Source organism: Massilia phyllostachyos (genome assembly GCF_021044825.1).
Taxonomy (GTDB): Bacteria; Pseudomonadota; Gammaproteobacteria; order Burkholderiales; family Burkholderiaceae_D; genus Telluria; species Telluria phyllostachyos.
The window spans coordinates 102,585-127,461 of record NZ_JAJNOC010000006.1 but is presented as its reverse complement, the minus strand read 5'-3'; the positions used below and the strand labels follow the sequence as shown (position 1 = coordinate 127,461).

Sequence of the window (24,877 nt, the reverse complement as noted above, 5' to 3'; positions counted from 1 at the left end):
ATACTGGCGGCCTGTCCGATTTCAGAGGTTCACCGTGAGTTTCGTATTCCAACTCATCCGCGACGACGAAGGCCGCCCGCCCGCCGTCGTCTTCGAAGACTCGACCAGTCCCGGCCTGGTGCCGGTCTGGGAAGCCATCGGCGTCTACGATGCGCTCTACAACAGCGACGGCAAGCCGGCGCGCGACGTCTCGCGCGCCATCGCCCATGGCCTCGACCGCGTCACGGAAGACGCCTCGTTGTCCCAGTTGATGCCCCCGCGCCTGTCGCAGGGCGAGGCGATCCGCTTCCTCGAGAACGTCAACCGTGCCTGCACGACCCACGGCGCCGCCTGGATACAGACCCGCTGATTCACCGTTCTGGTAGTCGAACTACATCTTTTTGTCATAAGATGTGGGTGCTCATCCGTATGGGCGGTAGTTTTGCTACCGTTTCGTTGATAAATACAAGGAGACCCGATGTTCGCCCGCCGTCCCGCCGCGCTGGCCACCGCCCTGGCCGCATCCTGCCTGTTCGCCCTGCCAGCATGGGCGCAAGAAGTCATCGCCCGCGCTGCTTCACCCGGCGACGTCATCAAGGTCGAAGTCCAGAAGGACGGCATGGGCAAGCTCGCCTATACCATCCAGCGCAACGGCAAGGAGATCATCTCCGCCTCGCGCCTCGGCTTCAACCTGGCCAACGCGCGCAAGCTCGATGGCGGCTTCAGCCTGCGCAAGCAGGCCGTGAGCATGCACGACAGCACTTGGGAACAGCCATGGGGCGAGCGCCAGTTCGTGCGCAACCGCTACCGCGAGCTGCGCGTGGACCTCGAGCAGAAAGAGCAGGCCGGGCGCCAGCTCGCCGTGGTGTTCCGCATCTATGACGACGGCGTCGGCTTCCGCTATGAATTCCCGGCGCAGAAGCAGCTGCCGGTCGCCGAGATCATCGACGAGCTGACCGAATTCAACGTGAAGAGCCCGGCCACCGCCTGGTGGATCCCGGCCGCCGAGCTGCCGGGCCTCGAAGAAGAAATCCGCGAAGCGCCGCTGAAGGAAATCGGCATCGCCAACACGCCGCTGACCGTGCGCCTCGACGACGGCACCCACATCGCCTTCCACGAAGCGGCGCTGGTCGACTACGCGTCGATGTGGCTGCGCAAGGTCGACGGCCAGAAGCTGCGCGCCATGCTGGCGCCGTCGCCGGGCGGCCCGGCCGTGGTGCGCGAAGGCGCCTTCACCACGCCGTGGCGTACCTTGCAGATCGCGGACAACGCGGCCGGCCTGTACATGTCGGACCTGGTCCTCAATCTCAATGAGCCGAACAGGCTGGGCGACGTGGCGTGGGTGAAGCCCTCGAAGTTCGTCGGCGTGTGGTGGCAGATGCACCTGCAGAGCGGCACCTGGAACTACGGCCCGAACCACGCGGCCAATACCGCCAACACGAAGAAGTACATCGACTTCGCCGCGAAGAACGGCATGCGCGGCGTGCTGGTGGAAGGCTGGAACAAGGGCTGGGAAAGCAACTGGGGCCACGGCGGCGCCGACTTCAGCTTCACGCAGCCGTATCCCGATTTCGACCTGCCGGGCCTCGCCGCCTACGCCAAGTCGAAAGGCGTGCGCCTGATCGGCCACCACGAGACCGGCGCCAACATCGTCGCCTACGAAAAGCAGATGGACGCGGCCTATAAACTGTATGCGCAGCTGGGCGTGGACAGCATCAAGTCGGGCTATGTGCACGAGGCGGGCAGCGCGCTGTTCCCGGGCCGCGACGGCAAGCCGGTCTACGGGCACTACGATTCGCAGGAGGGCGTGCGCCACTTCCTGAAGGCCGTCACCGAAGCGGCCAAGTACAAGCTGTCGATCGACACCCACGAACCGGTCAAGGACACCGGCCTGCGCCGCACCTACCCGAACTGGCTGACGCGCGAAGGCGCGCGCGGCGTCGAATACAACGCATGGGGCAATCCGCCCAACAGCGTGGACCACGAGGCCAAGCTGGTGTTCACCCGCATGCTGAGCGGCCCGATGGACTACACGCCGGGCGTCCTGAGCCTGGTCGGCGCGGACGGCAAGACCTTCAACTCGACCCAGGCCAAGCAGCTCGCCAACTTCGTGGTGGTCTACTCGCCGATCCAGATGGCGGCCGACCTGCCGGAGAACTACGACAAGTACCCGGCGGCCTTCAAGTTCATCAGGGACGTGCCGACCGACTGGGCCGACACCCGCGTGGTCAACGGCGAAGTGGGCAAGTTCGTGACCATCGCGCGCAAGGACCGTCATGGCGACGGCTGGTACGTCGGCGCCGTGACCGACGGGGAAGGGCGCACGCTGCCGCTGGCGCTGGATTTCCTCGACAAGGGCAAGCGCTATACGGCCGAGATCTACCGCGATGGCGACAACGCCGACTACCGCAGCGCGCGCCGCTTCGACCTGGTGACGGAAACGAAGACCGTCACTGCGGGCGATACGCTGCAGCTGCGCCTCGCGCCGGGTGGCGGCCAGGCGATTCGCCTGGTGCCGCAGAAATAACGCGGCTTGGTTTCGCAGAACGTGGGCGGTTTTTTCCGCCCACGTTACATCACCCCAGCAGCTTTTCGATATCGTCGGCGATATCCGCCGGCGCGGTCTGCGGCGCATAGCGCTTGACCACCTCCCCATCGCGCCCCACCAGGAACTTGGTGAAGTTCCACTTGATTCCTTCCGTCCCCAGCACCCCCGGCTTTTCCTCTTTCAGAAATTTGAACAGCGGATGCGCCTCGTCGCCATTCACGTCGACCTTGGCGAACATCGGGAAGGTCACGCCGTAGTTCTTCTCGCAGAAGGCGCCGATTTCCTCTTCGGTGCCCGGCTCCTGCTTGCCGAACTGGTTGCACGGGAAGCCCAGCACGGCCAGGCCGCGCGCGCCGTACTGGCGGTGCAGCTCCTCGAGTCCCTTGTACTGCGGCGTGAAGCCGCAGGCGCTGGCGGTGTTCACGACCAGCAGCACCTGGCCGCGGAAGCGCTCCAGGTTGACCGGCTGGCCATTGAGGGAGTTGGCGCTGAAATCGAATACGTTCATGGTCGGGCCCTGTGTAAAGTTTGGTTAATCAAACCGCAGTGTAGGGCAAACCTCCCTATGACGCATATGCCAGTCATATGCATGTCATCCAGCCTTGTTATCTTTTGTTACAAACATTAAGAAGCGGGCGTGCGACAATCGCTCGCCTTCACTGTCTAACAACTCTTTCATGTCTACGCCACGTCCGCTTGCATACCGCCCCCGCCAGTCCCTGATCGCTCGCCTCGTCGCCGGCGCCTTCCTCGTGCCGCTTGCGGCCAGCGCCCAGCAAACATCGCAGCCGACCACACCCGCGCCAGCCCAGGCCCCGGCCCAGTCCACGCAGCCGGCGCCGCAAGTCGTGACGCAGACGCAGACCCCGGCACCACCGCCCGCCGGCGGCACCGCGGTATCGACCGTGAACGTCACCGCCAACAAGACCACCAACCGCATCGACCGCCAGGTCTACGACGTCAAGTCGGACCCGGCCAGCTCGAACGACACCGTGGCCGACACCCTGAACAAGGTGCCGTCGGTGGGCGTCGACCCGGACGGCAACGTGACGCTGCGCGGCCGCAGCAATGTGCAGATCCTGGTGGACGGCAAGCCGTCGGCCATGTTCCAGGGCGATAACCGCGCCGCCGCGATCAATGCGATCCCGGCGGCCGACCTGGAGTCGGTGGAAGTCATCAACAACCCGGGCGCGCAGTTCGGCAACGAAGGCGGCGGCGGTCCGATCCTGAACCTGGTGATGCGGCGCGAACGCACCCCGGGCGGCTTCGGCGCGATCAACGCCAACGTCGGCCAGTCGGGCCGCTACAACACGTCGGCCTTCGGCAGCTACAACGAAGGCCGCTTCAGCATGCAGGGCGCCGCCTACCGCCGTCACGATTTCCGCGAGAACAGCGGCGAGACCCGCCGCGAGCGCATCGACCCGGTCACCGGCGCCGTCACCAGCAGCACCCAGACCAGCTCCGGCCGCAACAACACCGACTCGGTCGGCTTCAACGCGGGCCTGAACTACAACTGGGGCGACAAGGACGTGGTGGGCGCGACCGTCAACTTCGGCGAGAACACCAACGACGGCAACTCGGGCGAGCGCTATCGCAGCGTCAGCGCGGCCGGCGTGGTCGACAGCGAATACCAGCGCATGACCCAGCGCGAGAACAAGAACCGCAACTACAGCGTGGGCGCGCGCCTCGACCACAAGGGCGAGAAGCCGGGCGAGACCTTCAAGATGGACCTGCGCCTGTCGGGCAACGATGGCGACAGCGATGCGCGTTATAACACCGCTTACACGGTGCGCCCGCGGAACGCCAGCGCGGCCAACAGCCGCCAGAACGGCGACAACGAAACCCGCATCGCCGACTTCACCGGCGACTACGAGCTGCCGGGCGCGCACGGCGTGATGAGGCTGGGCTACAAGGTGGCACGCAACGAGAGCACCTTCGACAACGCCTTCTTCGACATCGGCGCCGGCGGCGCCGAGAGCGTCAACCGGCAGCGCACCAACCGCTTCGAGCTGACGGACATGACCTACGCGCTGTACGGCAGCTACCAGTGGCGCGTGAACGAAAAGTGGGGCGTGCAGGGCGGCCTGCGCGCGGAGTACGCGGATCTCGACATCGACCAGGTGACCACCAATATCCATGCGAAGAACCACTACTTCGACATGATCCCGAGCGCCTTCGTCACCTATGGCCTCTCCGACGACACCACGCTGCGCCTGAGCTACGCGCACCGCATCCGCCGTCCGAACGCGGGCGAACTGAATCCCTTCGTCGTCTACCGCGACGAACTGAACATCTCCTCGGGTAACCCGAACCTGCAGCCGACCAATTCGGACTCGCTGGAACTGGGCGTCGAGACCAAGATCGGCAAGGTCGACACCGCCGTGCGCGCCTACGCCCGCCGCGAGAGCGACCTGATCTCCGAGCGCCGCTTCCTGCTGGCCAACGACGTGCTGCTCACCACCCGCGAGAACGCCGGCAGCAGCCGTTCGGGCGGCATCGAGTTCAACTTCAGCGGCAAGGCGACCGACAAGATCAGCCTCAACGTGAACGGCAACATCGGCTATTCGGAACAGACGGTGCTCGGCAGCGTGCTGGACGACAAGCGCTCCGCGACCTCGATCAGCGGCCGCGCGCGCATCGCCTACCAGATGAACCAGGCGAACTTCTTCCAGCTGATGCTCAACGCCCAAGGCAAGACCCTGTTCGGCGAAGGCTACCGCCAGCCGGTGCGCACCGCCGACTTCAGCTACCGCCACAACCTGTCGCCGGCAATGAGCCTGGTCGTCAACGTGAACGACCTGTTCGATTCGCAGAAGTCGGAGTCGATCACCGAGACCGACGTGCTGCGCGAGTACAGCATCCGCCGCTTCGGCGGGCGGATGGCGTATGTGGGACTGTCGTATCGCTTCGGCAGCTTCGGGAATGCGGGGAATCGCCGGCCGATGTTCATGGGGCCGGGCGGTCCTGGCGGTCCCGGTGGGCCTGGTCCGGGTGGGGGCGGCTTCGGTCCTGGCCGCTGATCGACAGCGACTTGGTTAATACCGTTACCCCCAAGACCGTCGCACCGGCGAAGGCCGGTGCCCAATTTCGTTGAGCAGTCGATACGCGTGCAAAATTGGACCCCGGCCTTCGCCGGGGTGACGGTTTTTGGGCTAACAATTCATGAATGCACGTCAGACCACTACCTTCAATCGCGAAGCGCCGACGCGTGCCGCCATTGAATCCTCCCTCGACCTCGGCCACCTGCTGGTATTCGAAGACTGCGACCTCTCTACCACCGACCTCTCGCGCCTCGACCTGCAGGACGCCGTCTTCCGCAACTGCCAGCTGCTCGAAACCTCCCTCTACGCCGCGAAACTCGCCCGCACTCGCTGGCAACGCTGCCGCGCCGGCCACGCCGATTTCGAATCCGCCGACCTGGTCGACGCGCTGTTCGAATCCTCCGACCTGAACAACAGCAGCTGGCGCCGCGCGCGGCTGGCGTCGTGCACCTTCCGTAGCTGCAAGCTGACCGGCGCCCGCTTCGAAGAAACCAGCCATCTCGGCTTGAGCTTCGAAGATTCGCTGCTGGTCGGGGCCGACCTGCGCCGCATGTCCTTCCGCAAGGCGGTTCTGAAAGAGCTGGATTTTGCGGACGCGGACCTGTCGGGCTGCGACTTCCGCGAAGCCGTGTTCGAAGGTGGCAGCCTGCGCGACGCCCATATCAAGGACACGCGTTTCGAGGGCGCCGACCTGCGCGAGGCCGACCTGGGAGGATTGAAACTGGCGAACGCGAAGCAGTTCGCCGGCGCCACCATCTCGACGCGCCAGGCAGCCGAGATGGTGCGGTCGATGGGGCTGAACGTCGCCTGAGCGGCGACGTCATCTCACATTACCAGCGCAGTTACCAGGTATAGCCAGCCTTCAGGTAGTAATAACGCCCGTTGAACCCATTCGGCGCCCACACGCTGTACGGCTGGGTGCCGTTCACGTTCAGGTTCGAACGCGAGGTCACCTGCGCCGGATAGCGATTGGTGACGTTGTCGATGCCGGCGGTCAGGCGCCACTGGCTGGCGAAGCGCACGCTGGCGGACAGGTCGAGCACCCATTGCGGATCGTAGGTCTGGTCCAGCGACGCGTCGTTTTGCGGCACGGTGAACTTGCCGTAGCGGGTCACCGCGGCGCGGCCGCCCCAAGCGCCTTGCGTGTAGTCGCCCGAGAGGCTCAGCTTGTCCTTCGGCGAGCCGACGGTCAGGCGGTTGACGGTCTGGCGGTCCACCAGCAGCAGCTTCTGTTCCGACAGCACGGCTGGCGAAGCGGCCACGCGCTCGACATCGTTGTCGTTGTGGTTGTAGGCCAGCGTCAGGTCGGCGCGGCTGCCACCCGCCAGGTTCAGGCGGTAGGTGCTGACCACGTCCACGCCCTTGGTGCGGGTATCGACCGCATTGGTGAAGTAGCGCGCCGCGCCCACGTACACGCCGCGGTTCGCCAGCGCACTGCCAAGGGCTGGGGCGTTCGCCAGCTGCAGGTTCGACGAGAACACGATGCGGTCGTCGATGTCGATGCGGTACAGGTCGACGGTGGTGGTCCAGTTGCGGGTCGGCTGCCATTGCGCGCCGATGCTGAAGTTACGCGCTTTCTCTGCCTTCAGCGGCTGGGCGCCGAGCAGGGTCGCGGCGGCGCTGCCGACCGGGAAGGTGCCGGTTTCGACCAGGGCGCTGGTGCCGTTCACGAGCAGGGTGTTGGTGGTCGTGATCGTGTAGTAGGACTGGGCCAGCGACGGCGCGCGGAAGCCGTTCGACACCGTGCCGCGCAGCGCGAACTCGGGGGTGAACTTGTAGCGTGCCGAGGCCTTGGCGGACGTCGTGTTGCCGAAGTCGCTGTAGCGCTCGTGGCGCAGCGCGAAGGCGCCGGACAGCTGGTCGGTGATGTCGCCTTCCAGGTTCAGGTAGGCCGACTTGTTGTTGCGGCTGTTCTTGCCGGCGTCGTCGCTGCGGAATCCCGAGTAACCTTGGGCGCCGGTGCCGAAATACGAATTCGCTTCGCCTGCGCCGATCTCGTACGACTCGTGGCGCGCTTCCAGGCCCAGCGCCACGGTCAGCGGGCCCTTCATGAAGGAGACCGGGAATTCGCGCGCGATGTCGAGGTTGGCCAGGCTCTGGGTCGAGGTCAGTTCGCCCGCGTAGAAGCGGGTCGGGCTGGTGGCGCCCAGGCTGTAGTTGACGGTATTGGCGACGTCCAGCTCGAAGCGGTTGCGGCCGTGGTTCAGGCTCGCATCCCAGCGCCAGCCGGCCAGCTCGCCGCGCAGGCCGGTGACGATCGAGGCGTCCGTCGAGGTGCTGTCCAGCAGCGGCAGGAAGCCTTCCGGATACAGGGGCGAACGCAGCGTGGTCTGGCTATCATTGGTGAAGGCGGTGCGGAAGTTGGCGGCGGACGAGGTCTTGCGCTTGCCGTAGTTGGCGAAGGCGTACCAGTCGATGTCGTCGTTGATGCGCACCTGGCTGTTGACGAACAGCGTGCGCGGACGGCTGTCCGGATCGCCGTAGCGCTGGGTGATGGTGCCTTGGCGCGGGCCGGCGGCGGGACGCGGATCGGCGAAAGAACGGTTGGTGAAGTTACGGTCGGCGGCTTCCACCGCCACGCGCAGCCAGCCGTCGTCGCCCAGCTTGACGCCGGTCGAGGCGCGCACGGTGGCCTGCTCGCCGTCGCCCTTGTCGTACTGGCCGTAGACGACTTCCGCTTCGCCGCCTTCGGCGCCGCGTTTCAGGATGATGTTGACCACGCCGGCGATCGCGTCCGAGCCGTATTGGGCGGCGGCGCCGTCGCGCAGCACTTCGATGCGCTCGATCGCGGCCAGCGGGATCGCGTTCAGGTCGACCGGGGCCGAGCCACGGCCCAGGGTGCCGTTGACGTTGACGACGCTCGAGGTGTGGCGGCGCTTGCCGTTCACCAGCACCAGGGTCTGGTCCGGCGACAGGCCGCGCAGCTGGGCCGGACGCACCGCGTCGCTGGCGTCGGCGCCGCTCGGGCGCGGGAAGTTCATCGACGGCAGGAGGCGCGACAGCACGGTCGCGAGTTCGCCGGAACCGGTGCTCAGCAGCTCCTTGCTGCCGATGACGTCGACCGGCGACTCGGAATCGAGGGTGCGGCGGTTCAGCGAGCGGGTGCCGGTGACGACGACGGTCTGCTCCACGGCGGCGGGGCCTTGCGGTTGAGCGTCCTGGGCGGAAGCGATGGGGGCGATACTGGAGGCGATCAGGCCGAGCACGAGGACGGCGCGGGATGGATTGGGAACGGGATGCTTGCAGCTCATGGTTTCTCTTGGTGTTCTTGCATGGTAAACAGCGGCGCTACGGCAGCCGGAAGGGGAGGCAAGATTACCAGTCGCTGCGTTGCAACAGAAATACTGATTCGTCCTATGCTTATGCATCAGCGATAAGGAACTGACAAAGTTTTGCGCTGCGTCAAAAAGTAAGTGACCAGCCTTCGGGAAGGCGCAAGAACTCCGTAATCTGGTGTGGTTGCGGCCTGCGCGCCGCTGTTACCGAACGGAGATTGTCATGGCGAACGCTCCCAGCGAGGAAACCGTCGCAGGCAAGGACGGCAACCAGATCTTCTTCCGCTGCTGGCGCCCGGACGGGCCGCCCACCGCCCTGGTCGCCATCTGCCACGGCGTCAATTCGCACAGCGGCCAATACGATTGGACCGCGCGGCAGCTGGCCGACAAGGGCTTCGCGGTCTACGCGCTCGACCTGCGCGGACGCGGCCTGTCGAGCGGCGAACGGTTCCAGGTCAGGGATATCGAAGAGTACGTGGGCGACCTCGCCACCCTGATCGACCTGGCCAAGACGCGCGAGCCGGGCCTGGCGGTGTTCCTGCTCGGGCACAGCGCGGGAGGCGTGGTGTCCTGCGTGTATACGCTCGAGCACCAGGCCGAGATCGACGGCCTGATCTGCGAGAGCTTCGCCTTCCGCGTGCCGGCGCCCGGCATCGTGCTCTCGCTGATCAAGGGCCTGAGCCACGTGGCGCCGAACCTGAAGGTCCTGAAGCTGCACAACGAGGATTTTTCGCGCGACCCGGAACCGGTGCGCCTGCTGAGCGCCGATCCGCTGATCGCGGGCGAGGTGCAGCCGGCCGGCACGGTGGCGGCGCTGGTGCGCGCCGACGAGCGGCTGGAAAGGGAATTCGGGCAGATCACGCTGCCGGTGCTGATCATGCACGGCACGGTCGACAAGGCCACGGTGCCGGCCGGCAGCGAGTTCTTCTACAAGAACGCGGGCTCGTCCGACAAGACCCTCAGGCTCTACGAGGGGCATTACCATGACCTGCTGAACGACTACGGCAAGGAAGAGGTGCTGATGGATACGACGCAGTGGATCCGGCAGCACCTGCCGGCATCGAAACGCGCCGGCCTGGGGGCCGGCGCGGGATGAACTTCAGCGGGGGCTGAAATTCGGCTGGAGCGCTAGCGCCGGTGCGGCCAGGCGCGTGGCCGGCGCTGCACGGCGCATTGATGCGGCGGGCGCGCTTGCCGGCGCTTCGCCGCCGAGCTTGAACACCGCCACCAGCCCGGCCAGCCTGGCCGCCTGCTCCTGCAGCGATTCGGCGGCGGCCGCCGCTTCCTCGACCAGCGAAGCGTTCTGCTGGGTCACCTGGTCCATCTGGACCACCGCCGTGTTGATCTGCTCGATGCCCGAACTCTGTTCCAGGCTGGCCGAGCTGATCTCGCCCATGATGTCGGTGACGCGGCGTACGCTGGCGACCACTTCGTCCATCGTGGCGCCGGCACTGTCCACCAGCCTGGCGCCGGCGTCGACCTTGGCCACCGAATCGTCGATCAGGAGCTTGATCTCCTTTGCCGCCGCGGCCGAGCGTTGGGCCAGGGTGCGCACCTCGGATGCCACGACCGCGAAGCCACGGCCCTGCTCGCCGGCGCGCGCCGCCTCCACCGCGGCGTTCAGCGCGAGGATGTTTGTCTGGAAGGCGATGCCGTCGATGACGCCGATGATGTCGACGATCTTGTTCGAGGACGCGTTGATCGATGCCATGGTATCGACCACCTGCGACACCACCATGCCGCCGCGCTCCGCGACCTGCGAGGCGGTGGCGGCCAGGGCGTTGGCCTGGCGCGCGTTGTCCGCGTTCTGCTGCACGGTCGAGGTCAGTTCTTCCATCGAGGAGGCGGTTTCTTCCAGCGAGCTGGCTTGCTCCTCGGTGCGCGAGGACAGGTCCATATTGCCGATCGCGATCTGGCCCGAGGCGGACGCAATGGTCTCGGTGCCGCTGCGCACCTGGCCGACGATCCGCGCCAGGCTGTCGCGCATGGTCTTCATGGCGGCCAGCATGCTGTCGCCGTCACCGGGGCGCAGGACCACCTCCATCGTCAGGTCGCCGTCGGCGATGCGCCTGGCGATGCCCGCGGCGTAGGCCGGCTCTCCGCCCAGCTGGCGCGTCAGGCCGCGAGTGATCAGCACGCCCAGCCCGATGCCGGCGCAGACGCTGCCGGCCACCAGCGCCAGCATCATCGCGCGGCTCGCGGCGTACAGCGAATCGGCGTCCTGCGCGGCGGTGTGCGCGTTCGCTTCCTTGATGCGGGTGAGTTCGCTCATGCGATCGTCGATCGCGTTCGACCTGGGGGCGACGGTGGCCAGCAGGTAGTCCACCGCGGCGCGGCTTTCCTGCAATCCTTCGGTCTCGGCCAGCCGCACGGCCTGTCCGACCACCGCCTCATAGTCGCGCATGCCGCGGTCGACCTCGGCGAACATGCGCTTGCCGTTCTCCGAGAAGAACAGGGGACGGGCCTGGTCGAGGTTGCGCTGCAGGGCGCTGCGGGCCTTGTCGATGGCCGCGGCCGCGGCGCGGCGGTCCTGCTCGGTCGAGGCCAGCATCACGTTGCGCAGGGCGCGCCCGATCAGCACCAGGTTGATGTTCGCTTCCTTGACGTGGGAAATGCCGAGCAGTTCGCGCTTGTACAGCCGGTCGGTACGGTCGTTCATTTGCGACATATTGTAGATACCGATGGCGGCGACCACGGCGCCGAGCATGGCCAGGGTAAGGAAGCCGGCCAGGAGGCGGGTGCCGACCTTCATTCGATTGAACATGGGTGATTCCTATAGAGATCGTCGGATGCGCGCATGACTGCGTGCGGTCCTCAAACCATAGCAGCCTCGAGTATTGATTCCAATGGGAAATATTTATGATACAAAATCAACAATATATGTCACATTGTTGCTTGTACAGTACAAGTATCTCCACATGAACCATACGCATCGCTTGTCTGCCGCTTTGTTCAACACAAACGTCCGCATTCGATGCGCGTGACGATTCACAAAGATGTTTGTGATTTACAACAAAGTCCCCTTTGCGGCTGCTGTCAGGCCTTGCCGCGCCGTGCCAGTACCGCGGCTTCGATGGCGTCGGGTGAGGGCAGCAGCAGGACGCCGGACGGTGTTGCGGCCATGCGCGCACCGGCGCCGCCTATCCACAGCGCGACGTCCGGACCGAGGCCGGCCTGCAGGGAGGCGATGGTCCTTTTCAGGCTGCGGCGCGGGAAGCTCGCGCCCAGGTACAGCAGGACGATGGCCGCCCCCGTATCGGCGGCCGCGGCCGCGACTTCCTGCGGCGGTATGCCGCCGCCCAGCGGAATGCAGTCCACTTCGAGGGACGCCAGGATCACTTCGGCCATGATGGCCTCGAGCGGATCGGCATCGTCCCCGATGGCGGCCAGGACCGCCCTGGGCCAGCCGTCGCGGGCGCTGCGTACGGTCGCCAGCCTGGCCTGCAGGAAGGCGCTCGCCAGCTGGCGGAACAAGCGTAGCGAGCGCAGTGGAAGCGCGCCTGCGCGCCACGCCGCCTCCAGCGCCAGCGCCAGCGGCGCCAGGAATGCGGTAATGAAGCGGCGCAGGCCGTGGTCCATCAGGCGCAATAGGAGTCGCGCATGGAGGTCGGCCACGCGATAGTCCCGGACAAGCGCGATCAGCTCCTGCTGCTCGGGAGAAGGCGCGCCGGCCGCGGGCGGCTGCAGGACGGAGGGGATGGCGCCCGCGAAAATCTGGCCGGGGCGTACGCCGGCGCGGATCAGGAGCTGCGCCGCCTGCAGGCGCTCGACCTGGTCCGGCGGGTAGACGCGTTCGCCGTGGCTGTCGCGCAGCGGACGGGGGAAACCGTAACGCCGTTCCCATGCGCGCAGGGTGGCCTGGCGAATGCCGGTCAGGCGTTCGACGTCGGTAATGGGCGTCAGGTCCACGCCTGGCGCCGGAGGGGCAGGGGGGCTCAAGCCGTCGTTCCTGGCGAAATGGCGATGGCCCTACGATAAAAGAAAACGGGGTGGGCGCGGCGCACGGCCGCGGCCACCCCTCCCTCGCGGCGCGACGGCTCAGACGATGCCGAGCTGCTCGATCCCCGCCGAGAAATCGCGGTTCTTGGCGTTCTTGGAATTGAGCTTGATGTTCAGGCGCAGGTCGTTCACCGAGTCCGCATTGCGCAGCGCGTCTTCATACGAGATCTTGTCCGCCTCGTACAGGTCGAACAGCGCCTGGTCGAAGGTCTGCATGCCCAGTTCGCGCGACTTCTTCATGATCTCCTTGATCTCGTGGACGTCGCCCTTGAAGATCAGGTCCGAGATGAGCGGGGAGTTCAGCAGGATCTCCATCGCCACCACGCGGCCCTTGGCTTCCTTCTTCGGAATCAGGCGCTGCGAGATCAGGCCCTTCAGGTTCAGCGACAGGTCCATCAAGAGCTGCTGGCGGCGCTCTTCGGGGAAGAAGTTGATGATGCGGTCCAGCGCCTGGTTGGCGCTGTTGGCGTGCAGGGTGGCCAGGCACAGGTGGCCGGTTTCGGCAAAGGCGATCGCGTGCTCCATGGTCTCGCGGTCGCGGATCTCGCCGATCTGGATCACGTCCGGCGCCTGGCGCAGGGAGTTCTTCAGCGCCGCTTCGAAGCTGTCGGTGTCGACGCCGACTTCGCGCTGGGTGATCACGCAGTTGCGGTGCGGGTGCACGAACTCCACCGGGTCTTCGATGGTGATGATGTGGCCGTAGCTGTTCTCGTTGCGGTAGCCGACCATCGCCGCCAGCGTCGTCGACTTGCCCGAGCCGGTGGCGCCGACCATCACGACCAGGCCGCGCTTGGTCATGATCACGTCCTTCAGCGTCGCCGGCAGGTCGAGGTCTTCGAACTTCGGGATGGTGGTGGTGATCACGCGCAGCACCATGCCCACGCAGCCCATCTGCATGAAGGCCGAGACGCGGAAGCGTCCCAGGTCGCCGGGGCTGATCGCGAAGTTCGCCTCTTTCGAGAGTTCGAAGCCGGCGGCCTGCTTGTCGTTCATGATGGCGCGCGCCAGGTCGGCCGTGTGCGAGCCGGTCAGGGCCTGGCTCGACACCGGCGTCATCTTGCCGTCGATCTTGATCGCCGGCGGGAAGCCGGCGGTGATGAACAGGTCCGAGCCGCCCTTGCTGGTCATGAGGCGCAGCAGGTCGAACATGAACTTGGATGCCTGGTCGCGTTCCATCGTGCGCGCTCCTTAACCTGGGAAGTTCTCGGGGATCTTCGCGGCCGAACGGGCGGCGCTGCTGGAGATCACGTTGCGGCGCACCAGGTCCGTGAGGTTCTGGTCGAGCGTCTGCATGCCGACGTTGCTGCCGGTCTGGATGGCCGAGTACATCTGCGCGATCTTGGCTTCGCGGATCAGGTTGCGGATCGCCGGGGTGCCGATCATGATCTCGTGCGCGGCCACGCGGCCCGAGCCGTCCTTGGTCTTGAGCAGGGTCTGCGAAATCACGGCCTGCAGCGACTCCGACAGCATCGCCCGCACCATCTCCTTTTCTTCGGCCGGGAACACGTCGACGATACGGTCGATGGTCTTGGCGGCCGAGGAGGTGTGCAGGGTGCCGAACACCAGGTGGCCGGTCTCCGCCGCCGACAGCGCCAGGCGGATGGTTTCCAGGTCGCGCAGTTCGCCGACCAGGATCGCGTCCGGGTCTTCGCGCAGCGCCGAGCGCAGCGCGTTGTTGAAGGACAGGGTGTGCGGGCCGACTTCGCGCTGGTTGATCAGGCACTTCTTGGAGTCGTGCACGAATTCGATCGGATCCTCGATGGTGAGGATGTGGCCGTATTCGTTCTCGTTCAGGTGATTCACCATCGCGGCCAGCGTGGTCGACTTGCCCGAACCGGTGGGGCCGGTGACCAGCACCAGGCCGCGCGGCTTCAGGGCCAGCTCGGCGAAGATCTTCGGCGCGTTCAGCTCTTCCAGCGACAGGATCTTCGACGGAATCGTACGCAGCACGGCGGAAGCGCCGCGTTCCTGGTTGAAGGCGTTGACGCGGAAGCGCGCCAGGCCGGGAATCGCGAACGAGAAGTCGCACTCCAGCACCTCTTCGTACTGCTTGCGCTGGCCGTCGTTCATGATGTCATAGATCATGCCGTGCACGTCCTTGTGCTCGAGCGGCGGCAGGTTGATGCGGCGCACGTCGCCGTGCACGCGGATCATCGGCGGCAGGCCGGCGGAGAGGTGCAGGTCGGATGCCTTGTTTTTAACGGAGAAGGCGAGCAGTTCAGAGATGTCCATTTATAATCCCGAGGCGTGAGCAGAGCCCGGGCGACGTGCCTCGTCTCGACTCAAAATATTTCCCATAGAAAATCATTATGTCCATAATCGCCGAGAACTTGCAAGCTGTCGAAGCGACAATCGGGGCCGCTTGCGCTACCGCCGGAAGGGCCAGGAACGAGGTCGATCTGCTGGCCGTCTCGAAGACCTTCCCAGCGGAAGCGGTGGTCGAAGCGATGACAGCCGGACAACGTGCGTTCGGCGAAAACTATCTGCAGGAAGCGCTCGACAAAATGCAGGAAGTGGCGCGCCTGCAACCGGATACGGCGGTCGCATGGCATTTCATCGGCCCGATCCAGAGCAACAAGACCCGGCCCATCGCGGCCAACTTCCAGTGGGTGCACACGGTGGAGCGCCTGAAAATCGCCCAGCGCCTGTCCGAGCAGCGCCCCGAGGAGCTCGGCCCGCTCGACGTCTGCATCCAGGTCAATATCAGCGGCGAGGCCAGCAAGAGTGGCGCCAATGCCGATGAACTGCCGGAATTGGCGCGCCAGGTTGCAGCGCTGCCTATGCTGCGCCTGCGCGGCCTGATGGCGATTCCGGAAGCGACGCAGGATGAAGCGCAGCAGCGCGCCGCTTTCGCCCGCCTGCGTGCGCTGTTCGACAAGCTGCAAGCAAGCGGCCTGGCGCTCGACACCCTGTCGATGGGCATGTCGGGCGACCTGAAGGCGGCGGTGGCGGAAGGCGCCACCATCGTGCGCATCGGCAGCGCCATCTTCGGCGCCCGCCACTACGAATAACAATAAAGGAAGCAGATGAAGATTGCGTTTATTGGCGGCGGCAATATGGCCACCGCCCTGATCGCCGGCCTGGCCGGCCAGCTCACCGGCGCCGGCAGCCTGCACGTGGTGGACCCGAATGCCGAGGCGCTGGAGCGCCTGGCCAGCCAGTTCGGCGTCAGCACCGCGAGCGGCATCGACGTGCAGGTGTCCGGCGCAGACGTGATCGTGCTCGCGGTGAAACCGCAGCAGATGCGCGAGGTCGCCACCAGCCTGCAGCCGCAGCTCGGCAACCAGCCCTTGCTGCTGTCGATCGCCGCCGGCATCCGCATCGCCGACCTGTCGCGCTGGCTGGGCGGCTACACCCGCATCGTGCGCGCCATGCCGAACACGCCGGCGCTGATCGCGATGGGCATCACCGGCATGGTGGCGGAAAGCGGCGTCGATGCGGCGCAGCGCGAGTCGGCCGACCAGGTGATGCGCGCCGTCGGCCAGACCGTGTGGCTGGAGCGCGAGGAGTTGATCGATCCGGTGACGGCGGTATCGGGCAGCGGGCCGGCTTATGTGTTTTACTTCCTCGAAGCGATGCAGCAGGCGGCGCGCGAGATGGGGCTGGATGCGGAGCAGGGGAGGAAGCTGGCGCTGGCGACCTTCACCGGCGCGGCGCAGCTGGCGGCGCAGACCGGCGATCCGGTCGAGGTGCTGCGCCAGCGTGTGACCTCCAAAGGCGGCACAACCTATGCGGCGATCACCAGCATGGAGCAGGCGGGCGTGAAGGAATCGATCATCACCGCAATGAAGGCGGCTGCAGCCCGCGGCCGTGAACTCGGCGACGAGCTCGGGACGTAGGGTGGACGGGTCCCCAGTCCGCGCGTTCAACCATCGCACGCGCAGCCACAGAGCAAACCGGAGTTGAACGCGCGGACGGCAAAGCCGCCTCTCGTGGCCCGGTCCACCCTACCATGCGATACCTACCCATACGACTACACCCGAACCAGGACCTGCGCCTCGCACTCGAAGCACTGCTGGCACAGGAACAGGTTCGCGCCGCCTTCGTCGTCAGCGGCATCGGCAGCCTGTCCACCGCCATGATCCGCTTCGCCGGCATGAGCGACCCCACGCCGCTGCACGGCGACTTCGAACTCCTCACCCTGGCCGGCTCCCTGTCCCCGGATGGCGCCCACCTGCACATGACGATCTCCGACGCCCAGGGCCAGGTCACCGGCGGCCACGCCGCCCCCGGCTGCATCATCCGCACCACCGCCGAAATCCTGCTCGCCCTGCTGCCCGATCACGGGTTCACCCGCGAGCCGGATGCCGCATCCGGCTGCAAGGAACTGGTGATCCGCCCGGCTTAGAACCTCTCCCTATTGGGGTAGGTTCTTAACGACGCCCCAGCGTCAGCTGCAGCAGGCGCCCCTGTCCATCCTCACGCTCGTTCAGCGTCAACAGGATGCGTCCCTGCGGATCCTGCGCCAGCGAGGTCACCATGGCCACGCTGTCGCTGCCCGCCGGCGGATTGAAGCCCGGCAGCAGGTTCGACAGGTCGGACCAGGAGCCGCCGCCGTCGCGCGACACCGCCAGGTAAGGCTTGTGATTGTGCTTGTCGAAGCCACCGACCACGATCGTGTCCGGGCTGCCGTTCAGGGGCAGGATCGACTTGATGTACGGGTAGGCCTTGTTGCCCTCGACCGGTTCCTGGATCACGAACTTGAAGCTCTTGCCGCCATCTTCGCTGCGCAGCAGGCCGCCCTCGACGCCGACGAACACGCGCTGGCTGTTCGGCAGCGACTCGATGAACTGGATGTTGCGGTTTTCCAGCGCCGGCACGGTGAGCGCCAGCTTGTTCTGGCTGGCCAGGCTGACGCCGTCGGCGCCCAATTGGTAGGCCTCGAGGAAGGCGAAGTCGAGCGGACACTCGCCGCCCACCAGCACGCGGTCGCCGATGATGTGGAAGGCGGTATGGGTGCACATCATGCTGTCGAACTGGCCGCGCATGACTTTCCAGCTGGCGCCGTTGTCGTTCGAACCGAACAGGTTGATGCCGGCGCCGGCGTTGGTGTACAGGCGCGAGCCGACCCCTTTCAGGTCGGTCATCGACAGCGTCGAGCAGCCGTAGTCGAAGCAGGCGCGCAGGCCCTGGTCGCGCGGCGCGAAGCTGGTGGCCTGCGCGGGCATGTTGCAGGTCGAATGCTCCTCGGCGGCCGCGCCGTCGTTCCACGGCTGCATCAGCCAGATGGTGTCGCCGACCAGTTTCAGCTTCGGCGCGCGCACGATGAAGTCGCCGACCGGACCGAGGCCGCAGCTGCCCAGCGCGACCGGGGCCCAGGTCGAATTGCTCGCCAGCGGCAGGCTCGCCTTCAGGACCGCCGTGCCCTCGGTCGCGCTGTTGGCCAGCGAGACATAGGCGCTGCCGCCGCGGAACACGATGCTTTCCATGCCGCGCGCCGTGTTCGAGACGGCATCGATGCGCGACACCGCCGGAATTTCGGGCTGGACGACGACCTCGTCGAGATTGCCGCCGCCGCAGGCGGCCAGGAGCAGCGCGCAGGCGGCCGCGCCGAAGTGAAGTCTGAAGCTGTGACGCATGCATGTCCCCATTGAAAAGAAGGGAGAAATTCTAGGCGTCGCATTCACCGCGTATTGCGCGTTATTGTCGGGAGAATGTAGCGAAACTGTAAGCGCCGGCATCAGCCTCCGTTGCGCTCCACGGTGAGCACCAGCTTGCCCCGGATATGCCCGCGTTCCGCGCGCGCATGCGCCAGGGCCGCGTCCCGTAGCGGGTAGCTGCTGTCGATCGCGACGCGGATCGTGCCGTCGTCCAGCAGGGGAGCAAGCTGCGCGAGCTGGGCGCCGTTCGAGCGCACCTGGGTCGACGAGACCGTGAAGCCCTGGCGCGCCGCCTCTTCCTGTCCCGTGAAGCCCAGCGGGTAGACCGGATACAGCGCGCCTCCTGGTTCCAGCACCTGCAGGAAGCGGCCGGTTGCGGGCCCGCCGACAGTGTCGAGCACCACATCGACGCCGCGCACCTGCTCTTCCACGTTGATCTTCGTGTAGTCGACGATCTCGTCGGCGCCGATCCCGCGCAGGAAGGCTTCGTGGCTGCTGGATGCGACCGCGATCACGCGCGCCCCCTGCGCCTTTGCCACTTGTACGCCGAGGTGGCCGACGCCGCCCGCCGCGCCGTTCACCAGCACCGTCTTTCCCGCAAGTAGAACCGGACGGTGCGGCGTCGGCTGGAAGGGATTCGCTTCCCCATGCCCGAGTTCGACCAGGAACTGCCAGGCCGTGAGCAGGGCCATCGGCGCCGCCGCGGCATGCAGGTGGTCGATGCCGGCGGGCTTGCGCGCCAGGTCGGTGGCCGGCGCCGCGACGTATTCGGCATAGGCGGCGCTGGCGCCGAAGCTCGGAAAGCGCACCATGCCGAACACCGCGTCGCCGACCGCGAAGCCGTCCACCCCGGGGCCGACCGCCTCGACCACGCCCGAGATGTCGGAGCCGGGAATCGCGGGCAGGGGCACCGGCGGGCGCCAGTCGGCCGGCAGGGTGCTGTAGCCGTCGCGCAGGTACCAGTCGGGCGGGTTGATCCCGACGGCGTGCACGCGCACCAGCACTTCGCCGGCTGCAGGCACGGGTTTGGGCGCATCCTCATGGCGCAGAACGTCGGGGCCGCCATGGCTGTGCAGGCGGACGGCTTTCATGGTGTGAACGTCGGACATGACTTTCTCCTTGAATGGAAATCGGGTATCGTTACGGAGCACTGCTCCTTTTATATGGAGCGGTGCTCCATTTAAGTTCCGAATATATGGAGCGGTGCTCCACTTGTCAAGAGAAAGTATGCGGGCAGACGCACGAAAGAATTACGACCAGATCCTGGCGGTGGCGCGCGAGGTGTTCGCGGCCGACGGCGCCGAGGCATCGCTGCGCGACATCGCGCGCAAGGCGGAAGTGGGAATGGGCACCTTGTACCGGCACTTCCCGACCCGGGAAGCCTTGCTGGAAGTGATCCTGCGCGAGCGCTTCGAGGCGCTGGCGGCGAGCGCCGATGCGCCGGCGGATGGGCAGCCGCCCGACGCGGCGTTGCTCGCCTGGCTGCGCGAGATCATCGCCTTCACCCACCAGCACAGCGGCGTGCTGGGCGCGATGGCGGCCGCGATCGACGCCCCGGAATCGGCGCTGCATGCTTCCTGCGTGAGTTTGAAGTCGGCCGGCGCCCGCCTGCTGGCGCGCGCCCAGGCCGCGGGCAAGGCGCGGCCGGACCTGGAAGGCATCGACCTGTTCGCCTTGATCAGCGCAATGGCGTGGCTGTACGACCAGCCGGCGTTCGCGCACCGCGCCGATCACCTGTTCGCGGTGATCACGGGGGCGGTAGTCAAGCAGGGAAAGGCCTGAGTTCTTTCCTGCGCCCGGCGGCCCGCGCTCAGGCGGATTCCGGCTCCCGTTCTTCTTCCATGCGCGCGTCATAGGCCAGCTGGGCCGCGCCGATCGCACGTCCATGGTCCTTGGCCCAGCCCACCAGCGCCACGAAGGGATCCTGCAAGGTCTGTCCGAGCGGGGTGATCGCGTATTCGACCGCCACCGGCGAAGAGGCGATCACGCGCCGGCTGACCAGGCCATTGCGTTCCAGGCGGCGCAGGGCTTCGGTCAAGGCCTTGTGGGTGATCGGGTCGAGGCGCCGCTTGATCGCGTTGAAGCGCGCCGGGTGGGTGCAGATCACGGTGAGGATCAGCACCGACCACTTGTTGGCCACCTGTTCCAGCACGGGGCGGGTCGCATTGATTTCTGCCAGAAGAACGTCGATATCGGGGTTCACCAGGTTTCCTTTCCTATATCTGCGATATACATGGTGCGTAATTGACACCAAATATACGGAATGTATCATCGCTTGTCCACCCACCATCAGGAGCAAGCATGAAACTCGAAGGAAAAACCGCCCTCGTCACGGGCGGCGGCAGTGGCATCGGCCTCGCGATCGCCCGCCGTTTCGCGAACGAAGGCGCACGCGTCTTCATCACCGGACGCAATGCCGCACGCCTGGCGCAGGCAGCCGCGCAGATCGGCGAGCGCGCCCAGGCCATCCCGGGCGACGTTACCAGCAGCGCCGACCTGGACCGCCTGTTCGATACCATCGGCGCCAGCGCCGACAGGCTCGATATCCTGGTCACTTCTTCCGGCGTGGCCGAGCCCGCGACTTTGGAAGAGACCAGCGAGGAGCATTTCGACAAGACCTTCGACCTGAATGTGCGCGGCATGGTATTCACGGTGCAGCGGGCGCTGCGCCGGATGGGGGAGGGAGGTGCGATCGTGCTGGTCGGCTCGATCGCCGGCGAGATCGCGAATCCGGGTTACGGCGTCTATTCGGCGAGCAAGGCGGCGGTGCGCTCGTTCGCGCGCGCCTGGACCCACGAACTGGCCCCGCGCGGCATCCGGGTCAACACCCTGAGCCCGGGGCCGACCGACACCCCGATGTTCGACGGCGTCAGCGAGGAATTCAGGGCCGCCACCAGCGCACGCATTCCCTTCGGACGCCTGGGGCATCCGGACGAGATCGCGGCGGCCGCCCTGTTCCTAGCCAGCGACGAAAGCCGCTACGTGGGCGGCGTGGACCTGACCGTCGATGGCGGACTGGTGTCCTAGTGAATCTCGAAGCCGCGCCAGCCGAGCACGGGTAGCAGCTTCTGGGCGAACTTGTAGGCCGAGACGACCGCCGTCACCGACCCTACCGCCCATTTCGGCCGCGTGATGAACAGGCCGGCAGCCACCCCGCCCACGATCAGCGCCGCCTTCTTGTGGCGGATCGCATACGCGGGAATCAGGCCGAGGGTCTGTGGCGAGGCGAGCTGCTCATACTCGTGCGCCAGCAGGGCGCGCTGGTCGCCGCAGCGGGCGACCAGCGCCTCGCGGCGCGCGGCGAGGCTGGGGGAATCAGACGCCATGTTCCGTTTCCCCCTTGAGCGCGGCGGCGTCCTTGCGCAGCTCGCCCAGCGTGGCCGGCAGGAAGGGCGGACGCGCGGCCAGGCCGGCGCGCAGCTTCGTCACCGCGACCAGGCAGCCCAGCGCGAACAGCACCGTCATGCCGCCCACTGCCGCCAGACGATGGGTGTCCCAGAACAGCACCAGCACGAACAGCACCGCCAGGGCCAGGGTGAACAGGCCCAGCACCGCCGCGGCGGCCGCCCAGGCCAGGTAGCCGAACAGGCGATGCGTGCCTTCCTGGAGCTCGATCGTGGCCAGCTCGATGCGCGTGCGCACCAGGTCGACCAGGTTGGCTCCGAACTGCCGGAGCGCCGCGGTAATCATCTCAGCGACGCGCGATGAGCAGGCCGATCACGACGCCGACCGCGGCGCCCAGGCCCACCGATTTCCACGGATTGTCGTGCACGTATTCGTCGGTGACGCGCGCCGCTTCCTTGGTCTTCTCGACCACGGTCTGCTGGTATTCGGACAGGCCTTCCTTGGCCGCCGAGATGGTCTGCTCGAACTTGGCCTTGGCCGCCTTCAGTTCGTCGCCGGTCAGCTGGCCGCCGCTGCGCAGCCAGGTTTCCGCGTCCTGGATCACGGTCTTCAGGTCGGACAGCAGCTGGTCGCGGGTGCCGGTTTGGGTCGGGATCTTTTCCATCATGGTGGGGGCCTCTTTAGGGTTGAAGGAATGCTTTTTGTGCAATATTACCTGATTGCATAGTCGAGTGCGACACCGCTGAACAGTGCGGCCCCCAGCCAGTTGTTGTGGCGGAAGGCCTTGAAGCAGTCCATGCGGTCGCGTTGGCGGATCAGGGTGTAGTGATACAGGGCCATGCCGGCCGCCACCACGACGCCGCCGACGAACCACCAGCGCAGGCCGAGGTACCAGCCGCATACCAGGTCGATGGCGAGCGCCGCGCCGTAGCACAGCATGACGGCGGCGACGTCGAAGCGCCCGAAGGTGATGGCCGAGGTGCGGATGCCGATCTTGAGGTCGTCGTCGCGGTCCACCATCGCATACTCGGTGTCGTAGGCCACGGCCCAGAACACGTTCGCCGCCAGCAGCCACCAGGCCACCGCCGGCACCGTGTCCTGCACGGCGGCGAAGGCCATCGGGATGCCGAAGCCGAAGGCGATGCCGAGGTAGGCCTGGGGGATCGCGAAGAAGCGCTTGAAATAAGGGTAGGTGCCGGCCACGATCAGGGCCAGCACCGACAGCTGCTTGGTGAGCGCGTTCAGCGGCAGGATCAGGAGGAAAGAGACGAAGGCCAGCACCGCCGCCACCATCACCGCTTCCCAGCCGCGGATCTTGCCGCTGGTGAGCGGGCGGTCCACCGTGCGCTTGACGTGCTTGTCGAAGTCGCGGTCGGCGTAGTCGTTGATGGCGCAGCCGGCGGAGCGCATGAGCGCCGTGCCGACGACGAAGATCGCCAGCACCTGCCAGTCCGGCACGCCGCCGGACGCCATCCACAAGGCCCACAGGGTGGGCCAGAGCAGCAGGAGGATGCCGATCGGCTTGTCGGCACGGATCAGGCGGAAGTAGAGCGCCAGCTTGTTCATGGAATCGTCGCGTCTTGGCAGGCAAGAACTGTTGAGCAGAAGACAGCGATTCTACGGCTTTTGCGGCTGGCGCGCCGTCACGGCAAGCCGTTCAGTTGGCGGGCGTCCTTTCGCGCACGACCGCGTCGGCCGTGATCAGGGCTTCGTTGCCGTCGTGCGTGTGGGTGCCGGGCAGGTTCTCGGTATTCGCGACCAGCCAGTTGGATCCGAAGAAGGAAACGGTGCGCACCTGGTTGCCGCGTGGGCCGGACGGGACTGCCAGGCGGGTCGGGGCGCCTTCGCCGGCCGGCAGGCGCGCCAGCAGGGGCGCACTGGTTTCCGACACGCTTTCGCCGGTCCTGTTCTGGGTGTAGCCGGTGGCGCCGGCCAGCAGCACGCCGCCGTCGGACAGGGGCAGCAAGTCGAGAATGGCGTCGCCACGATCCACATGGATCGTGCGGTAGTGTGCGAGACGCTGGCCGCCGTTGTCCAGGCGCGCGAACCAGCCATCCCAGCCCTCGGGATCGTCGGGACGGTTGAGGCGCACGCGTCCACCCAGCAGCACCGCGTCGCCCGCCCATTTCACCGCATGCAGCTCTCCTTTGGCGCCCAGGTCGAGCGGCACGGTGCGCAGGCGCTGCCCGCCTGGATCGATGGTGGTGAGCAGGACGCCGTGCTGCAAGGTGGCGGGAATGCCGTCGCCGAACCACGCCGCATGCGCCTCGACGGTATCGCCGCGCGGCGAGGCCAGTACGCCGACGGCCATGCGGCCCGCCGCATCCACGTCCATGAAGACCTTCCAGTGATTTTCGACGCCTTCGAAGGGATCGAAGCTGCCGGTGGTCGGCCGCAGCGCCTCGAGGTGGGCGCCCGGTTCGACCAGGGTGCGCCAGCGCTGCCGGAAGGCGCCGGACGCGTAGTCGATCCCGTAGGCGACCACATTGTTGCCGCCGGCGCGGATGACGAGGCCGAGCGCTTCGCCGGAGGGCGCCAGGCGCGCGCCGTCGCGCGTCTTCCAGGGCGCCAGGGCGGTCCGGTCGCGCACCGAGTTCGGGCCGCCGTAGTAGCGGTCGAGCGCGACCTGCGGGTCGGCCAGCTCCCAGGTCGTCAGGGTCTTGCCGGCGGCGTCGATGCGCGCCAGGCGCAGGCGGGCGCCGTCGGACAACACCACGCTGGCCTGGCTCGAGGGATGCAGGGCGAAGTCGGCCAGCGTCCAGCCGGACGGCGGCGTCCAGGTGTACAGGACCTTGCCGGCGCCGTCGAGCGCGCTCAGCGTGCGTTCCATGACCGTCACGTCCATGAAGGCATGCGGCTTTTCCGTCAGCGCCAGCACGGCGCCGGCGTTGGCGCGCAGCTTCAGCACGGTGGCGCCGCTGAAGCGCGCCTCGATCGGCGCGCGCGGCGCCGGCGGGTTCGGGGGCGCGGAACCGCCGTCTTCTCCGCCGCCGCCGCCGCAGGCTGCCAGCAGCAATGCGGCGGCGCAGGCAGCCAGGGTTCGGGGACGGGGAAGGGCAAGGCGGATCGGCATGACGGGCTCGGGAAAAG

24 protein-coding genes are annotated in these 24,877 nt (G+C 66.7%); 10 read left to right on the top strand and 14 right to left on the bottom strand.

Annotated elements, in window-relative coordinates; all coding sequences use genetic code 11:
- The first annotated feature begins 34 nt into the window (after positions 1-34).
- Both LQ564_RS17845 and LQ564_RS17840 read left to right on the top strand, forming a co-directional pair.
- Positions 35-349, top strand: a complete 315-nt coding sequence (locus LQ564_RS17845; RefSeq protein ID WP_231059465.1) for a hypothetical protein — start codon at positions 35-37, stop codon at positions 347-349.
- Between the two features lie 108 nt (positions 350-457).
- Complete coding sequence (locus LQ564_RS17840) at positions 458-2,506, top strand: glycoside hydrolase family 97 protein (protein ID WP_231059464.1); 2,049 nt, start codon at positions 458-460, stop codon at positions 2,504-2,506.
- 49 nt (positions 2,507-2,555) lie between these two features.
- Here the strand turns inward: LQ564_RS17840 and LQ564_RS17835 are convergent, their stop codons facing one another.
- Positions 2,556-3,035: a glutathione peroxidase gene (locus tag LQ564_RS17835; RefSeq protein ID WP_231059463.1), complete on the bottom strand. Its 480-nt coding sequence runs from the start codon at positions 3,033-3,035 to the stop codon at positions 2,556-2,558.
- Between the two features lie 169 nt (positions 3,036-3,204).
- Here LQ564_RS17835 and LQ564_RS17830 point away from each other — a divergent pair, with 169 nt between their 5' ends.
- Both LQ564_RS17830 and LQ564_RS17825 read left to right on the top strand, forming a co-directional pair.
- On the top strand, positions 3,205-5,547 hold the full coding sequence (locus LQ564_RS17830) for a TonB-dependent receptor domain-containing protein (RefSeq protein ID WP_231059462.1): 2,343 nt from the start codon (positions 3,205-3,207) through the stop codon (positions 5,545-5,547).
- A gap of 142 nt (positions 5,548-5,689) precedes the next feature.
- Entirely contained in the window at positions 5,690-6,379 is a 690-nt protein-coding gene (locus LQ564_RS17825) for a pentapeptide repeat-containing protein (RefSeq protein ID WP_231059461.1), read from the top strand.
- A gap of 31 nt (positions 6,380-6,410) precedes the next feature.
- Here the strand turns inward: LQ564_RS17825 and LQ564_RS17820 are convergent, their stop codons facing one another.
- Positions 6,411-8,819 carry a TonB-dependent receptor plug domain-containing protein gene (locus tag LQ564_RS17820; RefSeq protein WP_231059460.1) on the bottom strand — a complete coding sequence of 803 codons (2,409 nt, stop codon included), beginning with the start codon at positions 8,817-8,819 and terminating at the stop codon, positions 6,411-6,413.
- A gap of 247 nt (positions 8,820-9,066) precedes the next feature.
- On the opposite strand from LQ564_RS17820, the gene LQ564_RS17815 reads away from it, so the two are divergent.
- Positions 9,067-9,939, top strand: coding sequence for an alpha/beta hydrolase (locus LQ564_RS17815; RefSeq protein WP_231059459.1), 873 nt, complete (start codon positions 9,067-9,069; stop codon positions 9,937-9,939).
- A 3-nt stretch (positions 9,940-9,942) separates the two neighbouring features.
- Here LQ564_RS17815 and LQ564_RS25910 read toward each other — a convergent pair whose 3' ends face one another.
- The 4 genes from LQ564_RS25910 to LQ564_RS17790 all read right to left on the bottom strand — a co-directional run bounded on the left by LQ564_RS25910 (position 9,943) and on the right by LQ564_RS17790 (position 15,074).
- Positions 9,943-11,607 (bottom strand): methyl-accepting chemotaxis protein, encoded by a 1,665-nt coding sequence (locus tag LQ564_RS25910; RefSeq protein WP_272492111.1) that lies wholly within the window; start codon positions 11,605-11,607, stop codon positions 9,943-9,945.
- 272 nt (positions 11,608-11,879) lie between these two features.
- Entirely contained in the window at positions 11,880-12,782 is a 903-nt protein-coding gene (locus tag LQ564_RS17800) for a MerR family transcriptional regulator (protein ID WP_231059458.1), read from the bottom strand.
- A gap of 99 nt (positions 12,783-12,881) precedes the next feature.
- A complete protein-coding gene (locus tag LQ564_RS17795; RefSeq protein ID WP_231059457.1) occupies positions 12,882-14,018 on the bottom strand; it encodes a PilT/PilU family type 4a pilus ATPase in 1,137 nt (378 codons plus the stop codon).
- A 12-nt stretch (positions 14,019-14,030) separates the two neighbouring features.
- A complete protein-coding gene (locus LQ564_RS17790; RefSeq protein WP_231059456.1) occupies positions 14,031-15,074 on the bottom strand; it encodes a type IV pilus twitching motility protein PilT in 1,044 nt (347 codons plus the stop codon).
- 77 nt (positions 15,075-15,151) lie between these two features.
- Here LQ564_RS17790 and LQ564_RS17785 point away from each other — a divergent pair, with 77 nt between their 5' ends.
- The 3 genes from LQ564_RS17785 to LQ564_RS17775 all read left to right on the top strand — a co-directional run bounded on the left by LQ564_RS17785 (position 15,152) and on the right by LQ564_RS17775 (position 17,190).
- On the top strand, positions 15,152-15,853 hold the full coding sequence (locus LQ564_RS17785; RefSeq protein ID WP_231059455.1) for a YggS family pyridoxal phosphate-dependent enzyme: 702 nt from the start codon (positions 15,152-15,154) through the stop codon (positions 15,851-15,853).
- A 15-nt stretch (positions 15,854-15,868) separates the two neighbouring features.
- Positions 15,869-16,681: a pyrroline-5-carboxylate reductase gene (gene proC, locus LQ564_RS17780; RefSeq protein ID WP_231059454.1), complete on the top strand. Its 813-nt coding sequence runs from the start codon at positions 15,869-15,871 to the stop codon at positions 16,679-16,681.
- A 113-nt stretch (positions 16,682-16,794) separates the two neighbouring features.
- A complete protein-coding gene (locus tag LQ564_RS17775; RefSeq protein WP_231059453.1) occupies positions 16,795-17,190 on the top strand; it encodes a PPC domain-containing DNA-binding protein in 396 nt (131 codons plus the stop codon).
- Positions 17,191-17,215: 25 nt separating this feature from the next.
- On the opposite strand, the gene LQ564_RS17770 is transcribed toward LQ564_RS17775, so the two are convergent.
- Positions 17,216-18,421, bottom strand: coding sequence for a WD40/YVTN/BNR-like repeat-containing protein (locus LQ564_RS17770; protein ID WP_231059452.1), 1,206 nt, complete (start codon positions 18,419-18,421; stop codon positions 17,216-17,218).
- A gap of 101 nt (positions 18,422-18,522) precedes the next feature.
- A complete protein-coding gene (locus tag LQ564_RS17765; protein WP_231059451.1) occupies positions 18,523-19,551 on the bottom strand; it encodes an NADP-dependent oxidoreductase in 1,029 nt (342 codons plus the stop codon).
- Between the two features lie 118 nt (positions 19,552-19,669).
- On the opposite strand from LQ564_RS17765, the gene LQ564_RS17760 reads away from it, so the two are divergent.
- Positions 19,670-20,224 carry a TetR/AcrR family transcriptional regulator gene (locus LQ564_RS17760; RefSeq protein WP_231059450.1) on the top strand — a complete coding sequence of 185 codons (555 nt, stop codon included), beginning with the start codon at positions 19,670-19,672 and terminating at the stop codon, positions 20,222-20,224.
- Between the two features lie 28 nt (positions 20,225-20,252).
- Here the strand turns inward: LQ564_RS17760 and LQ564_RS17755 are convergent, their stop codons facing one another.
- Entirely contained in the window at positions 20,253-20,645 is a 393-nt protein-coding gene (locus LQ564_RS17755) for a winged helix-turn-helix transcriptional regulator (protein WP_231059449.1), read from the bottom strand.
- 98 nt (positions 20,646-20,743) lie between these two features.
- On the opposite strand from LQ564_RS17755, the gene LQ564_RS17750 reads away from it, so the two are divergent.
- Positions 20,744-21,469 (top strand): SDR family NAD(P)-dependent oxidoreductase, encoded by a 726-nt coding sequence (locus LQ564_RS17750; protein WP_231059448.1) that lies wholly within the window; start codon positions 20,744-20,746, stop codon positions 21,467-21,469.
- Here LQ564_RS17750 and LQ564_RS17745 read toward each other — a convergent pair.
- The 5 genes from LQ564_RS17745 to LQ564_RS17725 form a co-directional block, all read right to left on the bottom strand.
- Positions 21,466-21,768 (bottom strand): hypothetical protein, encoded by a 303-nt coding sequence (locus LQ564_RS17745; protein ID WP_231059447.1) that lies wholly within the window; start codon positions 21,766-21,768, stop codon positions 21,466-21,468. The two genes, LQ564_RS17750 and LQ564_RS17745, sit on opposite strands and share 4 nt — an antisense overlap.
- Positions 21,758-22,132 (bottom strand): phage holin family protein, encoded by a 375-nt coding sequence (locus LQ564_RS17740; RefSeq protein WP_231059446.1) that lies wholly within the window; start codon positions 22,130-22,132, stop codon positions 21,758-21,760. Before LQ564_RS17740 ends, LQ564_RS17745 begins: the two co-directional genes overlap by 11 nt.
- 1 nt (position 22,133) lies before the next feature.
- A complete protein-coding gene (locus LQ564_RS17735; RefSeq protein ID WP_231059445.1) occupies positions 22,134-22,454 on the bottom strand; it encodes an ElaB/YgaM/YqjD family protein in 321 nt (106 codons plus the stop codon).
- A gap of 44 nt (positions 22,455-22,498) precedes the next feature.
- Positions 22,499-23,353, bottom strand: a complete 855-nt coding sequence (gene ubiA, locus LQ564_RS17730) for a 4-hydroxybenzoate octaprenyltransferase (protein WP_231059444.1) — start codon at positions 23,351-23,353, stop codon at positions 22,499-22,501.
- A gap of 91 nt (positions 23,354-23,444) precedes the next feature.
- The gene (locus LQ564_RS17725) at positions 23,445-24,860 is read right to left on the bottom strand and encodes a hypothetical protein (RefSeq protein ID WP_231059443.1); all 1,416 of its coding nucleotides are present in this window, start codon (positions 24,858-24,860) and stop codon (positions 23,445-23,447) included.
- Between the last annotated feature and the right edge of the window lie 17 nt (positions 24,861-24,877).

Bases quoted from the DNA above. Each gene is read 5' to 3' on its own strand.
- LQ564_RS17840 (WP_231059464.1), top strand. From the start codon at position 458: ATGTTCGCCCGCCGTCCCGCCGCGCTGGCCACCGCCCTGGCCGCATCC.
- LQ564_RS17835 (WP_231059463.1), bottom strand. From the start codon at position 3,035: ATGAACGTATTCGATTTCAGCGCCAACTCCCTCAATGGCCAGCCGGTC.
- LQ564_RS17830 (WP_231059462.1), top strand. From the start codon at position 3,205: ATGTCTACGCCACGTCCGCTTGCATACCGCCCCCGCCAGTCCCTGATC.
- LQ564_RS17825 (WP_231059461.1), top strand. From the start codon at position 5,690: ATGAATGCACGTCAGACCACTACCTTCAATCGCGAAGCGCCGACGCGT.
- LQ564_RS17820 (WP_231059460.1), bottom strand. From the start codon at position 8,819: ATGAGCTGCAAGCATCCCGTTCCCAATCCATCCCGCGCCGTCCTCGTG.
- LQ564_RS17815 (WP_231059459.1), top strand. From the start codon at position 9,067: ATGGCGAACGCTCCCAGCGAGGAAACCGTCGCAGGCAAGGACGGCAAC.
- LQ564_RS25910 (WP_272492111.1), bottom strand. From the start codon at position 11,607: ATGTTCAATCGAATGAAGGTCGGCACCCGCCTCCTGGCCGGCTTCCTT.
- LQ564_RS17795 (WP_231059457.1), bottom strand. From the start codon at position 14,018: ATGGAACGCGACCAGGCATCCAAGTTCATGTTCGACCTGCTGCGCCTC.
- LQ564_RS17790 (WP_231059456.1), bottom strand. From the start codon at position 15,074: ATGGACATCTCTGAACTGCTCGCCTTCTCCGTTAAAAACAAGGCATCC.
- LQ564_RS17785 (WP_231059455.1), top strand. From the start codon at position 15,152: ATGTCCATAATCGCCGAGAACTTGCAAGCTGTCGAAGCGACAATCGGG.
- proC (WP_231059454.1), top strand. From the start codon at position 15,869: ATGAAGATTGCGTTTATTGGCGGCGGCAATATGGCCACCGCCCTGATC.
- LQ564_RS17775 (WP_231059453.1), top strand. From the start codon at position 16,795: ATGCGATACCTACCCATACGACTACACCCGAACCAGGACCTGCGCCTC.
- LQ564_RS17770 (WP_231059452.1), bottom strand. From the start codon at position 18,421: ATGCGTCACAGCTTCAGACTTCACTTCGGCGCGGCCGCCTGCGCGCTG.
- LQ564_RS17765 (WP_231059451.1), bottom strand. From the start codon at position 19,551: ATGTCCGACGTTCACACCATGAAAGCCGTCCGCCTGCACAGCCATGGC.
- LQ564_RS17760 (WP_231059450.1), top strand. From the start codon at position 19,670: ATGCGGGCAGACGCACGAAAGAATTACGACCAGATCCTGGCGGTGGCG.
- LQ564_RS17750 (WP_231059448.1), top strand. From the start codon at position 20,744: ATGAAACTCGAAGGAAAAACCGCCCTCGTCACGGGCGGCGGCAGTGGC.
- LQ564_RS17745 (WP_231059447.1), bottom strand. From the start codon at position 21,768: ATGGCGTCTGATTCCCCCAGCCTCGCCGCGCGCCGCGAGGCGCTGGTC.
- LQ564_RS17740 (WP_231059446.1), bottom strand. From the start codon at position 22,132: ATGATTACCGCGGCGCTCCGGCAGTTCGGAGCCAACCTGGTCGACCTG.
- LQ564_RS17735 (WP_231059445.1), bottom strand. From the start codon at position 22,454: ATGATGGAAAAGATCCCGACCCAAACCGGCACCCGCGACCAGCTGCTG.
- ubiA (WP_231059444.1), bottom strand. From the start codon at position 23,353: ATGAACAAGCTGGCGCTCTACTTCCGCCTGATCCGTGCCGACAAGCCG.
- LQ564_RS17725 (WP_231059443.1), bottom strand. From the start codon at position 24,860: ATGCCGATCCGCCTTGCCCTTCCCCGTCCCCGAACCCTGGCTGCCTGC.